This is a genomic window from Paenisporosarcina sp. TG20 (assembly GCF_000286315.1).
Lineage (GTDB): Bacteria > Bacillota > Bacilli > Bacillales_A > Planococcaceae > Paenisporosarcina.
In genome coordinates this window covers 1-23545 of the sequence record NZ_ALJG01000365.1, presented here as the reverse complement: position 1 = coordinate 23545, position 23545 = coordinate 1, and the positions used below count along the sequence as shown (strand labels likewise).

Below are 23545 nucleotides of genomic sequence, written 5' to 3'. Positions count from 1 at the left end.
TTAACATGGTCAAGAAGATAATTTTTAGTTTATTTATTGAACATTATATTTTTAATAGTGTTGTAAGTATGAATCTGTTAAAGTTAAATTATATGTGTTTCTTTAAGATAACTAATTTGGAGTGTGTATAGATTGAAGAGAAAACTAGCTATTTCCAGCTTTTTATTTATACTTGCTACTCTAATACTAAAGTTTTCCGGCTTATTTAGAGATATCGTACTCGCCTATTATTTTGGAGACTCAGATCAAGCGGAAGCTTTTTGGACGGCATTTATTTTACCGAATATTTTCATTTTACTTTTCTCGATGGGAATGAAAGATTCATTTATTCCTAGTTACTATAAATACCAAAAAGAAGAAAAAGGATCATTTTTCTTCTCACAAATCTTTAAAGGTACATTAATAGTAGGAATCACAATTTCAATTTTAGGTATCGTACTTTCCCCATTTATTCTTGGTACCATTTATCCTGAATTCTCTGAGGAGAAACATCAGTTAAATGTGTTAGTCGCAATTATCTTTTTTAGTTCTATCATGTTTGTATCTGTAAATTCCTTATATGAGGGGTATTTAGATTCTGTCAACAAATTCTCAATTTCTGTTACTTCACAAGTTATTGTAATTTTGTCCTCTATTTTAGGCGGTATTTTATTTGCTGAAAAAATTGGTGTGACATCAATGGCATATGGGTACCTTGTGGGAACAATTCTTTCATTGTTATTTAAAAGAATCTTTTTTATTCCTAAGGATGTTCATGCTATAAATGAAAAGTTGGATTTAAGTACATTAAAATCCTTCTCTCTAATTTTCGTCCCGGTCGCGATAACAGTCATGGTTGGTCAAATCAATTTGATAGTAGATAATGTTTTTGCTGGCTTTTTTCAAGGTGGAGCTATAAGCTATTTAAATTACGCTAAAAATCTCGTCCATTTTCCACAAGCGATAATTGGTGTAACTATCGGAACGATTATTTTCCCTATGCTATCCAAAGCAGTTGTAAACAAAGAAGAGTCTCAATTTCTAAAAAGTATTGAACGCGGACTATTATTAACTCTTTTTATCATTTTACCTGCGGTTGCAGGTATGTTATGGCTTATTGACGATATTATCAAACTAGTATTTGAGCGCGGTGCATTTGATCGTCAAGCTACATTATCCACAGCAACTGTTGCCTATTATTATGTAGGTTCTGTTATATTTTTCAGTTTACAAAACATAATAAATAAAGCATTTTATGCTAAAAATAAAGGTTCCGTAATATTAAAAATAAGTTTATTTTCAATTGCGTTGAATTTGGTTTTGAATTATGCGTTTATTAAAATATTTAATACCTATCTGGGTATTCCATTAGCATCATCTATTATGGCGCTTACATATTTTATATTAAACTTAATTGTATTCCATCGTACATTAGGTCATTTAAATTACCCATTATTAATGATAGAGTCATCCAAAGTTTTATTAAATACTCTAATAATGGTATTTGTATTATGGTTAATAAATCCTTTTATTCATTCATTAACCACTATTTTATATCTTATTCTTTCTAGTATAATTGGTATTGTTGTATACACAATAATGTCGTTAATAACAAAAACACGAATAATACATGTATTATTCAATAAAGGAAATTAAATTTGGAGGATTTCATGAAGTATATAAATAAAATACCAGTACCATATATGTGGTTGCTCATCTTAATGTCATTTTTCATAGTAGCGTGGAGCGGAATCTCTATTTTAGGGCTATTGTTTGCCTCTGTACTATTTATGTGGTCATTATTTAATCCTAAACAGGCTTTAATTTTAATGATTATTTTCACGCCTTTGAGACCTTACTTAATTGAATATAACTCTTCAATGAAAATAATTGGAGACGCATTAATCTTTGCTGCTTTATTGCATGTAATATGGTTATTCAGAAAAAACCTTAAATCTCTATTAAAATTTCATTTGTTTGAAATTAGTTATATTGGATTTGTTGTTGTAGGTGCGTTGTCAGCTTTATTAACTGGAGTAGAATTACAAGCTATAATTTTCCAAGTACGTACTTTTGTATTATTTTACTTAGTTTATTATATCGCGAAACGGTTAAGCGTTACAAAACAAGATATTCTACATGCATTTTGGGCAATGTTGTGGACTACACTCATTATCTTGTTTCATGCCATTGTTGAAAAACTATCTGTCCGAAGCTTATTTTTACCTCAGTCATGGATGGAATTGCCTTTGTCAGCTAAGAACCGTGTAAGAATTTATGGTTTAGTCGGTAATCCAAATGAACTAGCTATTTTTACAGGGCTTTCATTTATGTTTTTCTATTACTGTAAAAGGTTCTATGAATTCATTCCTAAGAACTTAATTAACATCATTCTGTTTCTGAATGTTGCTATTTTCATCCTTACCTATTCTCGAGGAACGTGGATTGGATTTGGAATTAGTGCAATTGTTTATTTAATTCTAACAAGAAATAAAACACTAATGGTTGATCTTATTAAATACCCTGTAATTGCTCTAATTTTCTTTGTACTTCCTATTAATCTTCTAACCAATTTTATTGAAAGTACTAGTTATGGAACAGAAAAAATAGAGAAAATTCAACAATTTGACGTAGAAGGAAAATCCGGATTCTTTGATCGTATGGGTACCACTTTTAGTGACGATACGTTAGAAGGAAGCCAAAATACAGGAAGATTGTTTATCGTTCAAAGGGGACTACAAATTTTCAAAGATAACCCACTTATAGGTTCTGGTTTTGGTACTTATGGAGATTCTGCAACTTTGAGCTATTCGTCACCAATTTACGAAGAGTACGGCATTAACTTCAAGTTCTTTTCAGATAATCAGTACATCCAAGTAATTGCTCAAACAGGTGTTGTTGGAGTTTTATTTTTCGCTGTCTTCCTGTTATCAATACTTGTCGTTTCGCTGAAGAATAGAAGTAAATCTAGGAATTATAATTTTATTACTAGTATTTTGCTCGGGGCTTTCTTTATGGGTCTTGTGTACAATTTATGGGAATCAGATATATTTACTTTCATTTTCTTCTTATTCCTAGGAATTACTTACTTAAAAAAACCACTGAGTTTATAAGACATCTATTTTATCGCAAGAAAGTGCTATTGATTTGTTTGTAAGCAGTCTGTATCGACTTCGGTTTCCGGGTCGCTTTGGACGGCAACCTTACTACATCATAGCCTCAAAAATATTAGGGAGGAGCGAATTTCACTTCGCTCCTCCCTTTCTTATAGGCAATCTTGCGGCGGATTTACGTCCGACGCACCCATTCAACTAATGAGCATATCGGTATTTTTGATTTGGGTTGATGAAAGAAAAGGCACTGATTTTATAAAGAGTGGCGGCCGAAGATACTATTTCGGCCTTTTCTTCTTTTTTTATAGTTGGGTAGTTCTTTAAACTACCTGGCGTAAAGGGGTTATCAACATACTATCAATTACCTGTGTAGAAGATACAATGTTATTCAAGTTAAGGCTTCACAGCTTGGAAACTCTTCACATTAATCCGATGTGCCAAGATCTTGAAGGAGATACAATCGTCGGACGCCACCATAAGAGTGCAGTCACACGCTAGTTGAGCGGGTAAGTAAGTGCATTATTGCCATTAAACTGGCTGGGAGAAAAGCATTCAACATTGAAGATGCCATCAATCAATGGTTCGATCAATTACCGAAACACTTATTTATATCAATAATCTTCGACTGTGGTAAAGAATTTTCCAATTGGAAAACCATCAGTAATAATCATGATATTGATATATATTTCGCTGATCCAGGACGCCTTCTCAAAGAGATTTAAATGAGCATTCTAACGGCCTTCTTCGTCAGAATGGATTATCTAAAGAAATGGATTTTCGTCCTATTGCACAAGATTATATATCTAGTTCATGGAACATGTGGGCGGACATGTAGATCAAAATACTCTGTCTCGCTTAATTTGACAAAACATAAATACATACCTTACTTAAATACCAAAAAACCCAATACCCGGGGACTTTTTTCAAAGTACCCTAGGTTTGGGTTTTATGTTTTCATTAAAAACTTAACATATCCCTCTTATTCGTAATAAAGTGAAAATAATGTGTCATCCGAAACTGCTGCTTGGCCACCTATAACAAAGTAAGTCAAGAATGGATTTTCGAATAAATATTCACTAACTTCAGTCGGAACATTTTCAGGACGCACTAATATCATAGGTGCTCCATGTTGTGCTGCTAGAGCACTTCCTGTTAATGCATCTGCAAAACCAGTACCACTCGAGACGAATGAAGCCCATGCATCTGCGTGGAATGCTTCAGCTACAGCAACAGAAGTTTCAAAACGATTTTCTCCAGCAACGCGTGTTGCCGTTGGAAGTTCATTTGCTACCGCTTCGCTTACTACTTTTTTTCCACCGATTACAAAAGTTGTTTCAACATTTGCTAATGCAGCAGTTGTAGCAGCAGGTATTCTGTCAGCACGTGTTAAAAGTATTGGCGTTTCTGATTGTGAAGCATATGAACCAATTGATAAAGCATCAGGGAAATTCAAACCTGACACGACAATTGCTTCAGTAGTTGCATCAAGCTCAGTCGCTACTTTTGCAGCTGTTTCATAGCGATCTTCACCTGATATACGACGAACAGATATACCTAAATCATACAAGCTATTTACAACTTTGCTAGAAATTGCTTCAGTACCACCCATAACAATAACTTTTTCTGTACCTAAACGTTTTAATTCTTCAATAACACTTTCTGGAAGTGAATCCGTACGTGTTAAAAGAATTGGTGAATTTAGTTTGTATGCTAATGGACCTGCAGTCATTGAATCTGCAAACTCATCACCACGTGCAATCACAACTGTTTTAGCTGAACTAAATCCAGCTTTTGAAACTTCAATTGCTGTTTTATAACGATCATCACCAGCTATACGAACTTGATTAATACGACCTTCAAGACCAGCATCAACTGTTTCAAGACCTTTAATGTGATTAATGAAAGTATCCCAGTCAGGATTACCAGGTTCACTTACTTTTCCTGCATCATAAGCAGCTTCAAACATTGAGTAGCCATCTCCACCTTTTGCAGTGAAAGAATTTGTCGCTACTTTATATGTTGCATCTGGATCTAACTCAGTTAAATTACCTTCTTCATCTTCTACAAAAGCAGTTAACACACGACTACCAGCTACTTGGGTGTTATCAAAATTGAAAACTAAACCTGATACATGTAAAAACGCACCCGACGCTTTAGGTGATTGACTTACACTATGTTCTAATGCTTCATAAATATCGTAACCTGATAATTCCATTATTGCCAAGTTATTTCCAAAAGGCATAACAGTTAAAACTTCTCCAAATGTGATTTCACCTACGTCAATTGAGTCGCGAATTCCACCACCGTTTTGAACGGCAATTACGGTATCTGAATCAATATTTTTCGCAGCGGCTAACATACCGTCAGTCATCAAGTTTCCAAGGTTTGTTTCACCAGTACGAACGTTTGCACGAGCACCGTCTAAAACAACTGTTGTGGAAACACCTGTTGATTTATTTTTAAGTTCCTCAATTTGATCAGCATACGGTTTTAATGCTGCAGCTGCTGTTTCATCTGAAACTGCGTCTGCCACAGTGTGTAATTGAGCTGTTTGGCTTGTAATCTCCCCAGCATCATTAAACGTTACATCCAATTCACCAAGGAATTTATTGTACTCGTTTGCTTGAACGATAATTGTGTCAGCACCATCACGTTCAACCAAATGTCCATTTTCCATTTTTGAATGTGTGTGACCACCTACGATAACATCAATCTCAGGAACTGCTTCAGCTAATGATAAATCATTATCATATGCATCATCAAAGCCTAAGTGAGTTAAAGCGATTATTTTATTGACGCCTTGTCCTTCAAAATACTCAACTGCTGCATTTGCTTCATCAATATAATTACTAAACGCAACTGAATTAGGGCTAGAGATAAATTCCGTTTCAGCCGTTGTTAGACCAAATATTCCGATTTTCTCTCCATCTACTTCTTTAATAATACCATCAAATATTTGTCCTGATTCAGTATTTCCACCATACCCAGGAGATTGTAGGCCTGCAAATAATTGGTCTGCAGAAAAATCTGTATTAGCACTAATTAATGGGAAATCTGCATTTGTTACAAATTCAGCTAATGCCTTATGGCCCTCTTCAGAGCCTCCTAAATCAAACTCATGGTTACCAAATGTCATTGCATCGTATTTCATCATATTCATAAACTCTAAGTCTGCTGCACCTTGAAATTCGTTAAAGTATAAAGTTCCAGAGAATACATCACCTGCATCGAGTAATAGATTGTTAGGGTTCGCTGCACGCAATTCATTTACTAGTGTTACCTTTTTAGCAATGTTGTCTAAATTGGCGTGAGTATCATTTGAATGTAAAACGGTTAATGAGAAATCTCCTGCTGCTTTGACCGTTACTGGAGCACTAACAGTAAACATGCTAGCTGCTAAAGTCGCTGCAGTTAAGGCCGTTACGAATTTTTTATTCATTGTCCACCATCCTATTTTTTTTTAGGAATACCTTTTCATACTCACATTTTTTTTGCAAAGATTAATAGACTTTACAATGATAATGAAAATATAAAAACGTTCCTATACAGTTTTATTTTACCAATTAACTTTTTATTTAACAAGGTCTATAGCAATAAAAAGTAGAGTTTTAATAGAATAGTATGATACTTTTTTGTGTTAACAATCTATTTGATTAATTTTCAATGTTATTTAGCTTCTGCAACAAATAAAAAAGTCGCAGAATGTGATTACCCAGAGTAGCCGCATCATATTTAATTAATTCCATAGCAGTTATAGATGGGTACTCTTCCCTGTCTTCCAACTTTAATGTGGCTGTTTTCGCAAGACCTAAACTGTTTGATTTGCGTCTTTGTAATAGTCATAGTTCATGAAATTTGTATGAATATTGTTATACCTAAGATACGTAGTTCAACTGTTGGTCTTCCTTTAGAAATCGAATTTCCTTTCCCAAATCCAATATCCATAGATTGGTTTATAGATTTAATAATCTCCTCACGAGTGACGTCATTACTTGCAGCAACTAACCCTTGCATTACCACAGAATCACTAAAAACTAATGGAATTGCCAATGCTGAAACCTATATTTTTTTCCACATATGCATACAATTCTCTCCTTTTATTTGAAATGATGAATCAATTACATCGTATCAAATTTTGACTCTCAATTTATTAAGTCTATGTAACTCTTTTGTAAACATTATCCCGATTATTCCCTCCTAGTTTTGTTGATATAATAAACTCTAAACGCAACATTTAAATACCATTGAAAAAAGAGTTTCAATGGCCTCTTTATGCTAATCGTATTACTTATATACTAGAGAATTAGTAATTGTTTGTATTGACCATTACGATGACTTTTTAATAGAGATATGACTAATATTCTGAACGTCCATTGAACCGCTTTAGAATTAACCGTAAGAAATAGTCGTGACCTGAATCAAGTAACGTCATCCTTTAGATAATTTATCTTGATATTACAAACGAAAACCCATTATTATAAAAGTATAGGAATAATTTCTTATTAAGGAGAATTCGTATGAATAGCCTATTAAAAGATGTAGTTACAACACTTGAAACAAAGCGATTGGTTTTACGTATGCCTCAAATAGGTGATGGAGAAGTCGTGAATCGTGCGATTGCATCATCAATAGACGAGTTAAAAGAATGGTTACCTTTTGCACAAACCATGCCAACCCCAGAAGATACAGAGGCAAACATCAGACAATCCATTGCTAGTTTTGTAAGTAGAACCGCTTTACGCTTCCTAATTTTTAATAAAGATACGGAAGAATTCATCGGAACCACAGGTTTTCACAACATCGACTGGGAAGTTCAAAAACTGGAAATAGGTTATTGGATCGATACGAAGCATAGTGGAAATGGTTATATGATGGAGGCCATTGAAAAATTATGCAGTTACGCACTTGATGATCTTGAAATGAAACGAGTAGAAATACGAACAGAATCGGAAAACTTGAAAAGTCGTGCCGTACCTGAAAAGTTAGGTTTCCGACTGGAAGGGATTCTAGAAAATGAGGACCTCTCAGTAGACGGAAAACAATTAACCGATACGTGCATTTATGCAAAAATCATCAAAAAGCCCTGATCGGAATCTTGTTCCGAGCAGGGCTTTCCTGTTTTCATATCACTCTATGAAAGAGTTACATAATATGTATGCTAAGAAAGTTTCATATGGCAACAAACTTTAGATACTTAACACTTTATATTAATCATAATCCGTATATAGTGATTTGGTTTCTTCCATGTTTTTTTGAATGATATAAAGCACTGTCGGTTTCTTCAATTATTTGTTCTAATGTTTGATTTTCAGATGAAAAACTAACCCCCATAGAAATGGTTAATTTACCCCCTGGCTGTGTTTCTTCTCCTTCGAAATTGTATTCCTCGACGTTCTTTAGGAACAAATTCGTAGCGTTAGTAACATCTTCTGGGTTAGATACATTAGAAAAACAAATAATGAATTCATCTCCCCCATACCTAGCGATAAAATCTTCTTTACTTACACTATCAGTTAAAAGTTGCCCTAGGGTTCTAAGTAACAAATCACCTTTTTGATGACCATGTGTGTCATTATAAGATTTAAAATAATCAATATCAAACATGGAAATAGCAATTGGTTTTTTTTGATAAATAAGGTTTTCAACTTTTCTATTAAAATATCGTATATTCGGTAAATTAGTCATTGAGTCTCGATTGGATTGATATTCAAGTTCTCTTCTTGAAATTATATTTTGGTGAGCATCATTCAACATAAGTCCCATAGCTAAAACGGCAATAAATGCAAAAAAGAACATCGCTATTGTTATAGAAAGTGTAGCTGGCGTTGTCCAAATCATTAAAAATGATTTGATGATTTCAAATATGACAAGTCCTATCATCATACGTTTAATGCTAATTATATTAAGAGTTGGATTAAATGTTTTTTTATTGTGAAATAAAGCACCAATTAATACAGGGAGTAAAATTGATAATAAAATCCCATGTAAAGCCGTAGGGCCTCCAAGGTGAAATCGGTAAAATGAAGGAAAAATACTAGATATAATCCCTAACTTCCATCCACCCACGTAAGAGATAAAATATAAAGGAACCTCTCTTAAATCCAAATGCATTCCCTCATAATCTAATGAGTTATACATAACCGAAAAAGTTAAAAAACCTATGAAAAAAGAAGATAACCACAACCACATAAAAGGGCTCTTAATATTTAAAAGGAGTAATTCCTTTCCTTTCAAAGCTAAAAACATCAAGGCAATAATTAACGCCATATTCTCTAAAAAGAAAAATACCATTGATTCCATATACAAAACTCCTATTTTAAAATCCTGTAATCATTCTACCAATAATAGCCACTAAGTCCAAGGAAATCAAGTAGAATTAATATACTTTATACCTATTATACTCGTATTTATTTGTAATAGTATACAAATAAATACACCTTTTTACTCATATCAGGTTCAGTGAAAATGATGATTATAAACAAAGTTCATAGCAACGCTTTTGGCCTTTTAATCAATCCATTTTCATACATATATATGAATTTAGTTTCTTGTTATAATTCAATAAAGGGGCAATTAATATGAAGCATTTTGTGGTGATAAATGACAAGAAAGTTGAGGTTTTACAAAAGGGTCAACACGGTATTCCCATTGTGATCCTGACCGGGATGGGTTGCTCATTTGAGGAGTGGTACGAAGTTTTCGAGACATTAAGTAAAACAAATCAAGTTTTGATGTTTCATCGACCTGGACTTGGTGAGAGTGAAATAGGTGATGATAACCGAAATACTCATGATGCTGCAGAAGAACTTCATGCATTATTAGCCCTTTTGAAAATAGCAGAACCTGTAATATTAGTTGGTCATTCTTACGGTGGTCTATGTGCACAGCATTACGTCAAAATGTACAATAAAAACGTTAGAGCTTTAGTATTAGTAGATTCTACTTCAGTGGATTTAAATATTTTGGATAAGTTAGATTTACCTGTTTTAAATAGGGAATCTACCGATGAAGTATGGCTTGAAAAATGTACCTCTTATTCATTAATGAAACAAGATGAATTAAGTGAAATAATAAACCCTATTCTTACACATAAACAAAAGCAATTGCCCGATGAAATACAACAAAGACTAATTGAATTTCAACAAAAACCTTCCTTATATAAAGCTATGCACTCTGAAATAAAGAACTGGGGAAAAGATGCCAAGTTATCAAGAGTTTAGGAGGAATAAATAATGTGCCTCTCTTAGTCATTGGTCGAGATAAGGAGTTTAATACCCGAATCGGGATTGAAGAAGGTTTACCGGAGTGGGAAATACAATTATTTGAACAAACATGGCACGAATTAATTAAGAAGCAAATTACTCTTTCCCGAAACAGTATATTATTATTTGCCAAACAATCAACTCATGCTGTGCACCTAGATCGTCCTGATATTGTGGTTAATGGAATCCTTAAAGTTATTAAACAAACTTCTTATTGAATAGGGTGATAGCTGGAACAATGCCCAAGTAAAAGGTGGTTAAATTGAATGAAGATGAAAAGATATTATATTAAAGACAATGATTTAGATGTACATATTACGGAATGGGGGGACAAAAGGCATCCGGTAATCTTTTGTCTTCATGGATTAGGTAGTACTAGCCTAAGCTTTATTGAAATTGCTGAAAAATTGAAAGAAGATTATCGAATAGTTTCATTAGATGCTCCTGGACACGGTAAAACTCCTCCTTTTTTGGATGCCGAAAAATATGAATATCCTTATCTTGCTTTATGGCTTCATCGTATTTTAGATATTCTTGAAATTAATAGATTTTATTTCTTATCCCATTCTTGGGGAAGTTTTGTATCACTGTATTACTTGTCTATTTTCCCTAATAGGGTGATAGGCACAATTCTCATTGATGGTGGGTACCAGACTAAATGGCGCGGGGGAAAATCTATGGAGCAAGAAATAGCTTATTACGAAAAAGACTTTGAAGAATACGTCTTTAATAACTGGGTTGAGTTCCTAACAACTGAAAAAAGAGTCTACTCTAGATGGTCTCCTCTTTTGGAAGTTGCAGTTAAAGATCTAGGTATCCAATTGAACAATAAAGTAATTTGGCATGCAAGAGGAACAACGGCAAAACATATAATTCAAGCCATGCATAAGCATGAAACTGAAGACATTTATCAACAATTGCCACCACATATCCAATTATTGAGGGCGACGTTACCAATGCAAATGGATGATGAACGAACTATTGCATCAGATATATTTAGACAAAAAGCCAATGGCCATGTCCAGTTGATTGAAGATACAACCCATATGTTGCATTGGGATAAACCGGATGTTGTAGTTAATGAAATACGTAAGAATTGGAATCTATCTCTCAGTGTATGAAACGAGATATTAGTACAGGCATCCTGCTGCGGAATGTAGGGTGTAGACATTAATGCTAAGATGATGCATTATTTAAAGTAAATTATCCTCTTTTGAATTCTAATGGACTTCTTTTCTACTCTTATTCGTAACCGTTAAATAAAGCCCACCTATGCACTAGGCGAGCTTTATTTGAAGCTTATACAGATACTGCTTAAATGTCCAGATGTTCCCGGAGTCGATTACTTATAGTTTTATTACCATCACTTTGGAAATTTAATTACTCTATTTCTAAGTGTTTCTGAAGTAGAAGTTGAGTTTGCTGCAACTCCTCTTCATCAAGTTTCCAGTAGTAGAAGTTAGTGGACATATCATCATATCCAGCAAGTGTTAGGTTTTCAATTGAGGGCATCCCGTCTTTGGCATATTCAAAAAATGCTTGCATTTCATCTAATGTCATATCGGTTTTCATGTTGTTTCCAACTGCATCAATCACTTCTCCATATCTCATAAAGGAACTAGCTGAGAGCACTTCGTCTAAAATTGCTTCCAGGATCACTTGCTGTCGTTGTCCTCTCTGGATATCATTGTCGTAGTGACGGGTCCTCGCGAGTGCCAATGCTTCTCTGCCATCAAGATGCTGCAATCCCTGTTTAAGCTTAATGGCTCCCTGTTGATCATTCTCATCCTGCTCTTCCAGATCATAAGGGACTTCAACTTCGATTCCGCCTACTGCTTCGACCACATCAATGAATGCGTCAAAATCCACTTTCACATAGTAATCGACCGGTACTTCGAGTAATTGTTCCACACTTTCAATGGTCGATAGAGGACCGTTATAGCCATATGCATGTGTGATTTTGTCTGCATAACCCGCAGCCGGAATATACGTATAAGTGTCACGTGGTATACTAACCAGTTTTATAGAGTGCTCTGTATTATTCAAGGTAGCGAACATCAAGGCATCCGAAAGGCTAGTGTCTGTTCCATCCTGTTCTCTTTTCGCACTATCATCCACTCCGATGAATAAAATGGAGACATTATCCGTTAACGGTTCCACTTCTTTGTCTCGGAGCTCCGATTTCATACGACCACCAGCGGTTTCGTACGCATTTCCCGCAGCGCTTTCAGCTTTTTTCATTAAATAAACACCATACGTTGTTAGACTACCTAACAAAATTAAAGAGAAAACCAGCCCAATTTTAACGATTGTCCTACTTCTTTTAGCCTTCGTCTTTCGATAATCGTGGCGGTTCATTGTATGTACTCCTTTTTAAAAAAATTGTTTGCAACTCCGAGAAAAAATAAAAATTAGCTTCCTGTTATTAATCTATGCCTTTTAACATTTTAAGAGTTTAATCAACATATCAAATGAATATATACTTATCAAAGATACTTTTTAGTAAAATTTACAAGTTTAATTCTTATTGATCTTAAAGATCAAGTAGGACTTAAAGTGAAAGCGAAATCATTTTATCGATTATTTTTAATTGATATAAACTTGAAGAGCCCCATTCAAAAGGGGCTACATTGACAGTAATCTCTTAATTAAATTAATCTAAAAGCTTTTCCATAACGTATTCCATATTCCTTTTGTAATTGAATATTGTATAGCCCTACAAAACTTCCTATACAGTTTTATAGCCTCACACATAGTTAATGAATATTCGTCAAATATTAAATTAAAACGACCTATTGCCTTTATCTTTCCTGAGTATTATTGCGGATAAAATGTTTCGTTGATTTCCCAAGATTCAACCATTTGTCTGGCTATCATAGGTTCATATCCCATACCCATAAGATATGCAATAGCTGAAACTTCTCGTAATGCATGTGTGTAGGAAGTATATTGCCCTTCTTTTAATCCGTATTGAACAATTCCCTCGACTTCGTTCAACACCTTGTTTTTAAAATGATATAGGTTGTGATGAGGATTTTGATTCTGGTGATGTGGGTTATAACGGTAATGATCATTCATTTTAACTCAACTCCTATTTTTGTTTAACTAACAATAGTAGTCTATGTTCGTTTACCATGATGGTAAGGGCAACTAAAAACAAATTACAGTTAACCTGTATCGTTAAATGAAACCTACTAATCATTCTTTTTTTCACAAAAAGGAGTAGCCGAAAATGCAATTCCGACTACTCCTGGATATGTCTTGTGAAATTCTTAATACTTGAACGATGTCATAGATGAAAGTTTTTTTACTGCTTGGATAGTTAGAGTAATTCTATTATAGATAAAGTTTACGAAATCCGGCTTTGTTTTAACCTTTTTGTCAGAAGTATTTATTATTTACTTACTAATTTATCCAACTGTATCGACTTCGGTTACCGGGTCGCTTTGGACGGCAAAACTACTGCTCTATAACCTGAAGAATGAAGGACCCTAGGTGCAAGTAATACGTTACTTCTCATTTACGGTCTTTTTTTCTTTAGATCTACCCATTTGAATAGAAAGTTATCGCCGCAATGAATAACCCTGTACTAGCCTATAATGCTATTCCATTTAATTTTCCATCAAAAAGAGTGATATTAGAAAGAGTAATGAAATGCATTAAAACGACAAGGATTAATAATCCAGTTGATGTTTTCAATATATCATTCCTTTCATATTATTGAATTATTTATAGAGGTTGTTCAAAAAGTCCGCTAAAAATAGCTGTCGTATCTCTTCTTTGACTTGCTACTCGGCTCTTTTTATGCTCCTTTTTGAACACGCACTTATAGAATATTTAACTTACATCCAGTATATCTTATTTACAATTAAAACCAATGACGATTTTCAAGTGATGGACGCGAATTTCCAAGGATCATTTCTTATAAATAAATGAATCAAAAAAAAACAACATCGCCTTTGAGCAATGTTGTTTCTTATCTTTTATATTATTTCGAGAAAAACACTCCGTAATAGCGGCTAAACGCTACAGCAAAATCACCACGTGATACTTGTTCAGCAGGTGAAAATGAAGCGTTTACAGTAGGTTCCAAATCATATTTTCCTTGTGTAACTGAGAATGTGGCATTCAGGATATTTAAGTCTAATGCCAATTGTACATAGCCTTTTAGATGCGCTGGAATAGTTGCTTCATCTTGTATTGCAACCCTTTCATCCTTATATTGCACGGTTACATTGCCTTCAAATGCTTCAGCTTGGTCTTGAAGTCCCAAGCTTTGAACAAGAGAATAAGCTAATTCAGCTTTTGATACAGAACCATTAGGATCAAATGAACCGTTCGTTTTTGATTGCATAACACCTTTGAACGTTTGATTGTAATCTCTGAAAGCAGCTCCGTTTGCAGTAACTGCTTCTGCAAATGGGCTATCTGCCTGTGAAACATCTGTAAAACTGCTAGTTGTAGGCAAGTTCTGACGAATCTCAGCACCCATGACTAAATACTTCGCTAAGTGAGCTCTTGTTAATTTTGCATCCGGTTTAAATGAGCCATTAGCATTTGAATCAAACAATCTGTTTTGGATACCCATGGCAATTGCAGCTTCTGCTTCGTGACCAGCAATATCGGTCAGACCCGTGATTTCATTTACTTTTGTAAATTTAATCGAACCTTTTACTGTCTCAGGTAAAGCAAGACCGACAGGGTTTAATGTGTTGCCGTGAAGGCCACGTATCTCTAATGTCCATTCGCCTGCAATAGGATTGTTAACAATCACAGTACGATCATAAGTTGTCGGGAACAACAAGCTTATCCCCGAACTATACTCCGTTCCATTTGGAGCGATAAGTACAAGATTTACTGGATTTCCGGTCTGCTCAAGAACACCAGCAGCATTAGCTTTTGCAAATACAGTAGATAAACCTTCTTCTACTGTAAATATGTGCTGTGTACTAGTAGACACTGTGTATTCTACTGCAAAATCTTCATTTTTTGTTTCTGTAACAACTTCTGCATTAAAATCTTTCGAGCTAATTAAAGTAGCGCCATATGCTTTGTCGTTAAAAACCATATCTAATGCTGCATACGCGTTCACATAACCAGCACCGACTTCCCAAGACTCATAGCCAGGCATGTTTGTTGCCGTTTGTTGTAAAGTAGTTTTTACTTCGTCAGGTGAAAGTGTAATGTCAGCCTCTAAAAGCAAGGCTACTATTCCGGCTACATGTGGAGTGGCCATAGAAGTTCCGCTCATTGTTGTATAGTAAGGAAGGTGAGCTGGTTCAATCAACTCTGCATCCAATTCTGCTGCTAAAGTAGTGACAGGTGCAACTGTACGGGTTGAGATAATATCAACTCCCGGAGCTACGACCGTTGGAGCATCTGTCCACGTCCATGATTTACCGTCTAAATCAAAAGTTCCACCTACGTCTTTTGTTCCTCTTGAAGAGAAATCAGCTAAAGTGCCGTCTTTTTCACCTGCACCAACTGATACTACCCAAGGTGCTTTAGCATAAGGATTATGTGTATTTTCAGCGGGCCCTGCATTGCCTGCTGCAAATAATACGACGATACCTCGGTCAAATGCTTTTTTGCTTCTAAGTTAATTGGATGATTTGGATCAAAGTCACCTGAAGAACCCCATGAGTTTGTAATGACCCGAATATTATATTCTCTTTGATGTGTAATGGCGTAATCAAATCCACCAATACCATCTAATATGAATAGTGCACCACCTGAACCGTAGCCTATTAGGTCAGCTCCTGGAGCAGCCCCCTCATATTTACCTCCTGAAAGTGCACCCGTACCGCTAACAGTACCAGCAACATGTGTGCCATGACCGGAATTTGTATCTGTATTGATAACATTTTCAGTATAGGAAACTGGTACAATTCCAGTACCCTGTAAGTTCGTCGTGCCTAATACATTTTGTACAAGGTTTCTACCAAATTCATGATCTTTATGAGTTCCATCCACACCGCTATCATTTATAACTACTCCAACTCCGTTGCCGGATACAGGGAAGCCATCGTTTTGTTTTCTAAATCCTTCATCAGTGCGTGCTTTATCAACACCTGTAATAGTAGTTGCGTCTGCATTAAAATAAGTTAATTTTTCGTTCAAATAAATGGATCGTACTTCATCATTTCCTGCTAAATCTTCAACTTGCTGTTTTGTTGCAGTAGCACCCATAATTGGCAGGCTATGCATCGTGACAGCAGAATTAATTCCTAATCCTTCTACAAATTTAACTTGAGAATCAGTGGGCTTTTGATCTCCCTTGAACGTTATAATCACTTCTGCTGTTCCAATTTCATTAAGAGACGACCAGACTTTGTTGTCTACTATTGTATTAGTAGTGCCAAGTTCCGTTGCTTGTGAGATAGAACTTGTTGGGAAAGCCAATAGTATTATTGCCAAAATGATAATCAGTTTTTTCATTTTCCAACCTCTTTTCATCAAGTTTAATAACTCACACTGTAATTATTACCTTTTTAAAATCTTTAATCTATTAAGCTAAGGACATATTTTTAAAAGCTAACGTACTATAATTGCTTACAACCAAAGCAGTATATTGTAAGAGAGTTGCTAATCAAAACAGTTCTTTATTTTAATGAGTCAATACTGGTTAATACATTAATATTCCACCGGAACCCAATTATTCAATATTTACTCTTACTCTGGATAAACATTAACTCTTTTAATTCATAGTCAGTGAAGTATTTATTAAGGTATTTATCGCTTCATACGCATTTACATATCCGGCACCAACTTCCCATGTTTCATGACCTTCCATAGGAGTGGCACTTTGTTGTAACAATTCTTTAATCTCTAAAGGCGAAAGAGTCGGATCTACTTCTAAAATTAAGGCAATTATTCCAGCAACATGGGGTGCTGCCATGGACGTACCGCTAAATGTTGTATAGTAGGGTAAATGTGCTGGCGATATATTGACATCTTTTTGTGCACTTAGTGGTGAAAGTGGCGAAACAACACGTGTAGAAATAATATCAACACCTGGTGCAGTTACTGTTGGACGATCTGCCCAATGGAAAGTCTCACCATCGACCACAACACTTCCTCCTTTACTTTTCACCCCTCGGGAAGAGAAGTCCGCTAGCTCCTTATCCTTATTTCCAGCCGCAACAGTGATTACCCAAGGTGCCTTTTTATAATTACCTGAAATCGTCGATTCGCTAGAACCTGAGTTTCCTGCAGAAAAAACTGTGATAATACCTCGGTCATATAATTTTTTGGTTGCTATATTTATTGGATGGTTTGGATCAAAATCAGTGTTTGAGTCACTAGTATCACCCCAAGAGTTTGTGATAATACGAATGTTATATTCCCGCTGATGGGTAAGTGCATAGTCAAAGCCCCCGATTGTATCTAGTATGGCAATTCCTGCTCCGGAACCATATCCTATTAAGTTAGCTCCAGGCGCTACACCTTCATATTTCCCTCCAGACATTGCACCAGTTCCCCCAACAATCCCTGCTACATGAGTACCGTGACCGGAACTTGTATCTGTATTTGGGACGTTTTCGATATATGTGATTGGCACTAATCCAATTGTGCTGTTGAGGTTTGTACTTGCCAATACATTCTGCTTAAGATTGCGCCCAAGGGAGTGGTCCGTATGTGTTCCATCAACACCGCTGTCGTTTATGACCACACCGATATCATTACCGGTAATTGGAAACCCTCCATTAGCAGCTTGTAACTCATTATCTTCGCGTACTTGGTCAACTCCAGTTGTAATGGTAGAGTTTTCATTTTCATACTGTAATGGTGCATTGTAGTAAATGGATTGTATACTTTGTTCCGTGGATAGTTTATCAATTTGGTCTGTTGTCAAAAGAGCGCCGACAATAGGGAGATTATTAAAAATAACTGCATCTTTAATTCCAACATTTTTAAGCGTTTGTAAATTATTCTGTTCAACTTTCTCCCCATCTCTAAAGGAAATAATGACTTCGACGGGTGATGTTGCAACCTTCAGAATTTGTGCTAACTTAGAATCAATCACTATTTCTTCACTTGCAGCCATGGGTTTTTGATTAAAAGCTGATGAATTAAAAACAAGGCCTACTGCTAAGCTAATAATGCATATGAGGCTAATACTTTTTTTCACTGAATAACCGCTCCTCTGAATTTAGAATATTAAGACATACTAATCATTTCATAATTCTTTACTAATCCATATTCAACTTCAGGCATATTTTATCTACGCAAAAAGGCGTCCCCCACTACAACTTAAGTAGTAGAGAACGTCAGTTAATTTGTTACAATAATGGAACTAAATTATGTTGTACTGCGTAAATAATTACTTGTGATCTGCTTTTTACATCTAACTTTTTAAATATGTTGCTCACATGTATCTTAACGGTTTTATCACTAATAAATAACCTTTTACCAATTTCCTTGTTTGATAATCCCTCTACTAACTTTAAAAGAACTTCCATTTCTCGTGCAGTCAACGAGTTATCTTCAGTGTTATTTTCAGCATGATGGAGAGAAATCAATTTTTTTGTCATGCTAGCAGGAATCACAGATTCTCCATTGCTAATTGTTCGGAGGGCTGCGATTACATCTTCTGATGGGGAATCCTTGAGTAAGTAACCATCAGCTCCTTCTCTAATGGATGCCATAAAGTATTCATCATTTTTATACATCGTCAGAATAACTATTTTAATAGTTGGGTATTTACTTTTCACCCATTTAGTCAATTCAATTCCGTTCATTTCGGGCATATTAATATCCATTATGATAACAGTTGGATTCACTGTTTTTAATATTTCCCGCAATTGAATACTACCTGTGGCTTCTCCAACAACTGTCATATCATTTTCCTGAGCAATTATGGTTTTAAGACCATCCCTTAAGATTGCATGGTCATCCACTAAGACTACATTAATCAATCACTTCTTCCCCCTCATATCCCAACTTAGGAATTCTTACTATGATTTCTGTCCCAGAGATTTCACGACTATCAATTTGAAGCGTAGCACCTACTTTTGCAGCATCTTCATTCATTTGAATGATTCCATAATGTGGTTCCTTCATGGCAGCTGTCATTGCTTCATACAAAGAAAATCCAATTCCATTATCTTTTACTTTTAAATAAATTTGCTCCTTTTGATAGCTTAATAAAACATTGATTTTTGAAGCTTGCGCATGCTTCATGCAATTTCGAATACTTTCCTGAATAATAGAGAAAATAACTTTTTCAGTTAATAAACTGAGTCTGATTTGAATTCCTCTACTTTCAAAAGAAATATCTAAGTCGGTCTCCTGGCTAAGTTCGTCAATTTTATTATTTATTGCTGTATGCAACCCCACTTGTTCAGTCGGATAAGGACGCAGTGCATAAATAGAGTCTCTAATTTCTTTTAATCCTTTTCTTAAAACATTGTTGCTATCACTTATTAGACTTTGGGCTACTTTTGGCTCAGATGTTACTTTCTTTTCTGCTATATCAAGTTTCATAACTGCACCTGCTAAAGTTTGTGCAATTCCATCATGAATATCGTGTGCAATACGATTCCGTTCTTCCAACAAAATTCTCTGTTCTTTTTCAGAAAATAACATTTGAGTTTTTAGAAAGATGGCTAATTGGTTGGCAATTGTTGAGATTGAATGTACGTCTTGTACGACAAAACTTTTTGTGCGCGTCTTGGTCAAAATTAAGCAGCCTACCAATTCATGATCAAGAATAAGAGGAGCGTAAACAGCTGCGTGAATGTGATCATTAAAGTATTTGGATAAAGGTGAACTGTTTAACTCCCCTTTGTTATAAACAGTGGTGACCCTTACACGATTCAATTCTTCTAAATCCTCAAATTGTTCATTATGTAGTTTTTGATAGCCTTCTGAAATAGCTAGCCGCCACGTTTTTTTTTCATCTCTTGTAAATAAAAAACTTTCTTCATATGAAACTACTTTATTTAGTAAAATCTTAATATTATCTTCCCAGTCAATTATAGGTATGGATTTATTTAATTCTGACGAAAAATGAAACAAAGCTTTCAATCTTTGTTTATCTGCTCTTAAGCGAATAATAGTCGAACTTATTATGGCTAGGAAAATTAAAGGTGAGAGGAAAAAAAAGTATGAAAAAACATCAACTTCCCCGCTACTTCTTTCACCTAAAAAGTGGATGAGAAATCCATAAACTAACGAAATTGAAAAACTAAAGATTTCTCCTCGGCCTTTTTCAGCCCATATGGAAAATGAATATTTTTCAGGTCTAAGGAAAAGAACAATATCCACAATCAGATTATTGATAAGATAAAATGAACTAATAAATACTAAAAAGGATAATAAAGTAGCCGGAAATTCCGAGAATTGGGTTAGTGGCATTATCCAAGCGTTGAATATATGGACTAAGGTCAAACTAAGAACCAACTGAGCCGGATTGAAGAAGATAATCCGAATTGGTCTTTTATTAAGTAAAGCAGTTAATAAAACACTGATAAAATATAGAACAATCGTAATCTCTAATCCATGCACTAAATAAATGAGATAAATAACTGGAAAAGTAAGTGAGGAATTGCCTTTTCGGAAAGGCATGGGGTAGTATTCACATATTAAAATAAAAGCCATTAAAAATAATAATAAGAATGGATTCTTAATACTAGGTAAATTCATAATTGAGTAAAACACAATTGACCACCCAATAAACGAGATTACCATCATAAATATCTGTGCCAGGGATTGCCTATAAGATTTAAGTTTCAATAATATTCACCCTATCAAAATGTTATTGTATCTTTTAGTTATGATTCTCCTATTTCCTCATGCTTAAATAAATTGTTCAACTGATGAAATTATATAAGATTAAAAATACATGTTTCAGTTTTCCGATTATGCTGACTCGTCATTGAGGGATGTTTAATCTTTTTATTCTTCTATTAAATCTTAGTATCTTCAACCGTGATCAGTGAATGTTTTTTCAAATGACTTCATATGAAGACATTCTTTCTCCTGTAGCTTATAATTCTTACCTGCTCCAGAAAACGTCCCTTGGGAATGCAGAAGTCGTAGACATCCAGTGAAAAGAGGGAGAAGAAATAGGTGATTTTCAGTAGAGATCACTTTCAATATAACTAAACTACCCTTTTAAATCAGAATCTTTCGTGATATTAAACTAAATAATAACATAACGAAAGAATTGTTATTTAGAAACTTATTCTATCTTCCCACTTTGATGCGTTTATTCATCTTCATGAATAGTTTCAAAAGGCTTACTTAAAATTAGAACAAAAAAACACTGAGAAAATACTCCAGTGTTTTTTCTCTTTTCCGATCACAAATATACATTTCCCAGTTTACAGGTTTCTTGTTTCCACACCTCTTCATCATACGAATTAGATATCTAACTAAACAGATTACAATAACAATTGTAAGCGCAATAACTTACCTGTCAATTTAAGGTTATAACTTCGCGGATTGTATAATTAAGCGAGACACCAAAAAAAGACATGTCATGATACACTCAATTATAACCGACAAAAGTTAATAAGGAGAGTGTATCAGACATGTCCTATTCCCATCTTACCAAAACAGAACTGATATTCATAGAAGAATACTATTCCATTGGTCATAGTGGACGGAAAATAGCCCTAAACTTAAAGCGTGGTCACGAAACAATCTATCGAGTCATTAGGCAATTGCTGAATGGTCTTACAGCGCTTGATATCTACCTTACCTATAAAGAGAACAAATCAAATTGCGGTCGAACAAATATTGAATTACCTTCTTCTGAAATTGACTATATTAATGAAAAAACACGTCAAAATTGGACGCCTGATGTCATTGTTGGTCGAAACGAAAAGTCCATTTCTTGTAGTACAAGCACACTTTATCGATTGTTTAAATCAGGTGTTTTCAATCAAGAAAATCTCCCGATGAAGGGCAAAAGAAAACCAAACGGTCACCAAGAAACGAGAGGGAAACAGGCTTTCAGACGCAGCATTCTCGATAGAGATAGTGAACATCAAAACTATCAAAAAGAATTCGGACATCTTGAAGGTGATACAATCGTCGGACGCCACCATAAGAGTGCAGTCATCACGCTAGTCGAGCGGGTTAGTAAGTGCATTATTGCCATTAAACCAGCTGGGAGAAAAGCAATCAACATTGAAGAAGCCATCAATCAATGGTTTGATCATTTACCGAAACACTTATTTAAATCAATTACATTCGACTGTGGTAAAGAATTTTCCAATTGGAAAAACATCAGTAATCATCATGATATTGATATTTATTTCGCTGATCCTGGAACACCTTCTCAAAGAGCATTAAATGAAAATTCTAACGGCCTTCTTCGTCAGAATGGATTACCAAAAGAAATGGATTTTCGTCCTGTTGGACAAGACTATATATCTAGTGTTGCCTTACGAAGAAACCATATACCCAGAAAATCACTGAATTACCAGACACCCATTGAGTGTTTCATGGACCATGTTACTGAACATGTCGATCAGGATATTCTGTCTCGCTTAATTTGACAAAACAGACTTGGAAAAAGTGATTCATAGATCACAGTCAAACGGTTATACGTACTATGCAATCATTTTATGAATACTCGATTATTGACACAATAGCTATAATAGAAAATAATGTAACTCCTAACGCAATCCACCAATACTTTTTCGGATTTATTTCTTGCCTCAGCAATAAGTAGTTGTAACCGAGAAAAATAACAGTACTTATACATAAAGTAATAAGTGTCTCAACAGAGAAAAAGCGAATAGGATCTCCCCAACTTAAGAGCATCCAAAAATATAAAAAAGAATAATAAGAAATAATTCCAATGAATAAATTACCTATATAAAAAAATATTCTTCTCATCTTAGACATCAATATTCCTCCTTATAAACTTTGAGGATTCTTTAATTTTTCTTCACAATCTTAATTTAAAAATTAAATGTCATATAATTGAGTCAATTTCATAACTCCTCAATTCGATAATAAACACGAACATTTAATTGCTTTTAATATTAATTATCCATTTATTTTAATCAGGTATCGTTTGATTGTAGCGCAATGCGGCGTAAAACATCTGCTCCTGCATCGCTACGCTAGCTTCGTCGCAAAGACTAGGACCAAATTGCTTTGGTCCTAATCTTTCCTGTGGGACTACCACGAACTGAAAACCCCGCATGAACGCATGGAACGAAGACTAAGAAC

The 23545-nt window shown here is 34.8% G+C and carries 19 protein-coding genes and 1 pseudogene; 8 read left to right on the top strand and 12 right to left on the bottom strand.

Annotation, left to right across the window (positions count from 1 at the left end):
* Positions 1 to 123 precede the first annotated feature (123 nt).
* From murJ to B371_RS23170, 3 genes and pseudogenes are all read left to right on the top strand, one after another.
* Positions 124 to 1635: a murein biosynthesis integral membrane protein MurJ gene (murJ, locus tag B371_RS0120595; protein ID WP_369751131.1), complete on the top strand. Its 1512-nt coding sequence runs from the start codon at positions 124 to 126 to the stop codon at positions 1633 to 1635.
* 14 nt (positions 1636 to 1649) lie between these two features.
* A complete protein-coding gene (locus B371_RS0120590; RefSeq protein ID WP_019416222.1) occupies positions 1650 to 3092 on the top strand; it encodes an O-antigen ligase in 1443 nt (480 codons plus the stop codon).
* A gap of 444 nt (positions 3093 to 3536) precedes the next feature.
* Positions 3537 to 3927 (top strand): annotated as a pseudogene (locus B371_RS23170) (IS30 family transposase); the annotation flags it as partial.
* 144 nt (positions 3928 to 4071) lie between these two features.
* Here B371_RS23170 and B371_RS0120585 read toward each other — a convergent pair.
* Both B371_RS0120585 and B371_RS0120580 read right to left on the bottom strand, forming a co-directional pair.
* The gene (locus B371_RS0120585) at positions 4072 to 6531 is read right to left on the bottom strand and encodes a cell wall-binding repeat-containing protein (protein WP_019416221.1); all 2460 of its coding nucleotides are present in this window, start codon (positions 6529 to 6531) and stop codon (positions 4072 to 4074) included.
* 407 nt (positions 6532 to 6938) lie between these two features.
* Complete coding sequence (locus tag B371_RS0120580) at positions 6939 to 7142, bottom strand: hypothetical protein (RefSeq protein WP_019416220.1); 204 nt, start codon at positions 7140 to 7142, stop codon at positions 6939 to 6941.
* A 467-nt stretch (positions 7143 to 7609) separates the two neighbouring features.
* Between B371_RS0120580 and B371_RS0120575 the strand changes: the two genes are divergently transcribed.
* Positions 7610 to 8179, top strand: coding sequence for a GNAT family N-acetyltransferase (locus B371_RS0120575; protein WP_019416219.1), 570 nt, complete (start codon positions 7610 to 7612; stop codon positions 8177 to 8179).
* A gap of 124 nt (positions 8180 to 8303) precedes the next feature.
* On the opposite strand, the gene B371_RS0120570 is transcribed toward B371_RS0120575, so the two are convergent.
* A complete protein-coding gene (locus B371_RS0120570; RefSeq protein ID WP_019416218.1) occupies positions 8304 to 9392 on the bottom strand; it encodes a diguanylate cyclase in 1089 nt (362 codons plus the stop codon).
* Positions 9393 to 9670: 278 nt separating this feature from the next.
* Between B371_RS0120570 and B371_RS22295 the strand changes: the two genes are divergently transcribed.
* The 3 genes from B371_RS22295 to B371_RS0120560 are packed head-to-tail and all read left to right on the top strand — an operon-like array spanning position 9671 to position 11475.
* Positions 9671 to 10312, top strand: coding sequence for an alpha/beta fold hydrolase (locus tag B371_RS22295; RefSeq protein WP_019416217.1), 642 nt, complete (start codon positions 9671 to 9673; stop codon positions 10310 to 10312).
* A 14-nt stretch (positions 10313 to 10326) separates the two neighbouring features.
* Positions 10327 to 10572, top strand: a complete 246-nt coding sequence (locus B371_RS24215) for a hypothetical protein (RefSeq protein ID WP_019416216.1) — start codon at positions 10327 to 10329, stop codon at positions 10570 to 10572.
* Positions 10573 to 10626: 54 nt separating this feature from the next.
* On the top strand, positions 10627 to 11475 hold the full coding sequence (locus tag B371_RS0120560; RefSeq protein ID WP_026023156.1) for an alpha/beta fold hydrolase: 849 nt from the start codon (positions 10627 to 10629) through the stop codon (positions 11473 to 11475).
* Between the two features lie 259 nt (positions 11476 to 11734).
* Here B371_RS0120560 and B371_RS0120555 read toward each other — a convergent pair whose 3' ends face one another.
* The 7 genes from B371_RS0120555 to B371_RS0120530 form a co-directional block, all read right to left on the bottom strand.
* A complete protein-coding gene (locus B371_RS0120555; RefSeq protein ID WP_019416214.1) occupies positions 11735 to 12712 on the bottom strand; it encodes an LCP family protein in 978 nt (325 codons plus the stop codon).
* A gap of 459 nt (positions 12713 to 13171) precedes the next feature.
* Entirely contained in the window at positions 13172 to 13432 is a 261-nt protein-coding gene (locus B371_RS0120550) for a hypothetical protein (protein WP_019416213.1), read from the bottom strand.
* A 910-nt stretch (positions 13433 to 14342) separates the two neighbouring features.
* Positions 14343 to 15923 (bottom strand): S8 family serine peptidase, encoded by a 1581-nt coding sequence (locus B371_RS24345; protein ID WP_255348683.1) that lies wholly within the window; start codon positions 15921 to 15923, stop codon positions 14343 to 14345.
* Complete coding sequence (locus tag B371_RS24205; RefSeq protein WP_255348681.1) at positions 15845 to 16792, bottom strand: S8 family serine peptidase; 948 nt, start codon at positions 16790 to 16792, stop codon at positions 15845 to 15847. Before B371_RS24205 ends, B371_RS24345 begins: the two co-directional genes overlap by 79 nt.
* A 259-nt stretch (positions 16793 to 17051) precedes the next feature.
* Positions 17052 to 18485 (bottom strand): S8 family serine peptidase, encoded by a 1434-nt coding sequence (locus B371_RS22280; protein ID WP_050995819.1) that lies wholly within the window; start codon positions 18483 to 18485, stop codon positions 17052 to 17054.
* A gap of 151 nt (positions 18486 to 18636) precedes the next feature.
* Positions 18637 to 19272: a response regulator transcription factor gene (locus tag B371_RS0120535; RefSeq protein WP_019416212.1), complete on the bottom strand. Its 636-nt coding sequence runs from the start codon at positions 19270 to 19272 to the stop codon at positions 18637 to 18639.
* Positions 19265 to 21016, bottom strand: a complete 1752-nt coding sequence (locus tag B371_RS0120530; protein ID WP_019416211.1) for a sensor histidine kinase — start codon at positions 21014 to 21016, stop codon at positions 19265 to 19267. Before B371_RS0120530 ends, B371_RS0120535 begins: the two co-directional genes overlap by 8 nt.
* Before the next feature lie 875 nt (positions 21017 to 21891).
* On the opposite strand from B371_RS0120530, the gene B371_RS0120525 reads away from it, so the two are divergent.
* Positions 21892 to 22863 (top strand): IS30 family transposase, encoded by a 972-nt coding sequence (locus B371_RS0120525; RefSeq protein WP_019416210.1) that lies wholly within the window; start codon positions 21892 to 21894, stop codon positions 22861 to 22863.
* A gap of 67 nt (positions 22864 to 22930) precedes the next feature.
* On the opposite strand, the gene B371_RS0120520 is transcribed toward B371_RS0120525, so the two are convergent.
* Together B371_RS0120520 and B371_RS24340 are read right to left on the bottom strand one after the other, a co-directional pair.
* Entirely contained in the window at positions 22931 to 23215 is a 285-nt protein-coding gene (locus B371_RS0120520) for a hypothetical protein (RefSeq protein WP_019416209.1), read from the bottom strand.
* Between the two features lie 157 nt (positions 23216 to 23372).
* Positions 23373 to 23501, bottom strand: coding sequence for a hypothetical protein (locus B371_RS24340; protein WP_255348680.1), 129 nt, complete (start codon positions 23499 to 23501; stop codon positions 23373 to 23375).
* Positions 23502 to 23545 lie beyond the last annotated feature (44 nt).

Excerpts from the sequence above, each read along its gene's own strand:
- B371_RS0120520 (WP_019416209.1), bottom strand. The coding sequence starts at position 23,215 with ATGTCTAAGATGAGAAGAATATTTTTTTATATAGGTAATTTATTCATT.
- B371_RS0120555 (WP_019416214.1), bottom strand. The coding sequence starts at position 12,712 with ATGAACCGCCACGATTATCGAAAGACGAAGGCTAAAAGAAGTAGGACA.
- B371_RS0120590 (WP_019416222.1), top strand. The coding sequence starts at position 1,650 with ATGAAGTATATAAATAAAATACCAGTACCATATATGTGGTTGCTCATC.
- B371_RS0120570 (WP_019416218.1), bottom strand. The coding sequence starts at position 9,392 with ATGGAATCAATGGTATTTTTCTTTTTAGAGAATATGGCGTTAATTATT.
- B371_RS0120560 (WP_026023156.1), top strand. The coding sequence starts at position 10,627 with ATGAAAAGATATTATATTAAAGACAATGATTTAGATGTACATATTACG.
- B371_RS0120525 (WP_019416210.1), top strand. The coding sequence starts at position 21,892 with ATGTCCTATTCCCATCTTACCAAAACAGAACTGATATTCATAGAAGAA.
- B371_RS22295 (WP_019416217.1), top strand. The coding sequence starts at position 9,671 with ATGAAGCATTTTGTGGTGATAAATGACAAGAAAGTTGAGGTTTTACAA.
- B371_RS0120550 (WP_019416213.1), bottom strand. The coding sequence starts at position 13,432 with ATGAATGATCATTACCGTTATAACCCACATCACCAGAATCAAAATCCT.
- B371_RS24205 (WP_255348681.1), bottom strand. The coding sequence starts at position 16,792 with ATGAAAAAACTGATTATCATTTTGGCAATAATACTATTGGCTTTCCCA.
- B371_RS0120585 (WP_019416221.1), bottom strand. The coding sequence starts at position 6,531 with ATGAATAAAAAATTCGTAACGGCCTTAACTGCAGCGACTTTAGCAGCT.
- B371_RS0120575 (WP_019416219.1), top strand. The coding sequence starts at position 7,610 with ATGAATAGCCTATTAAAAGATGTAGTTACAACACTTGAAACAAAGCGA.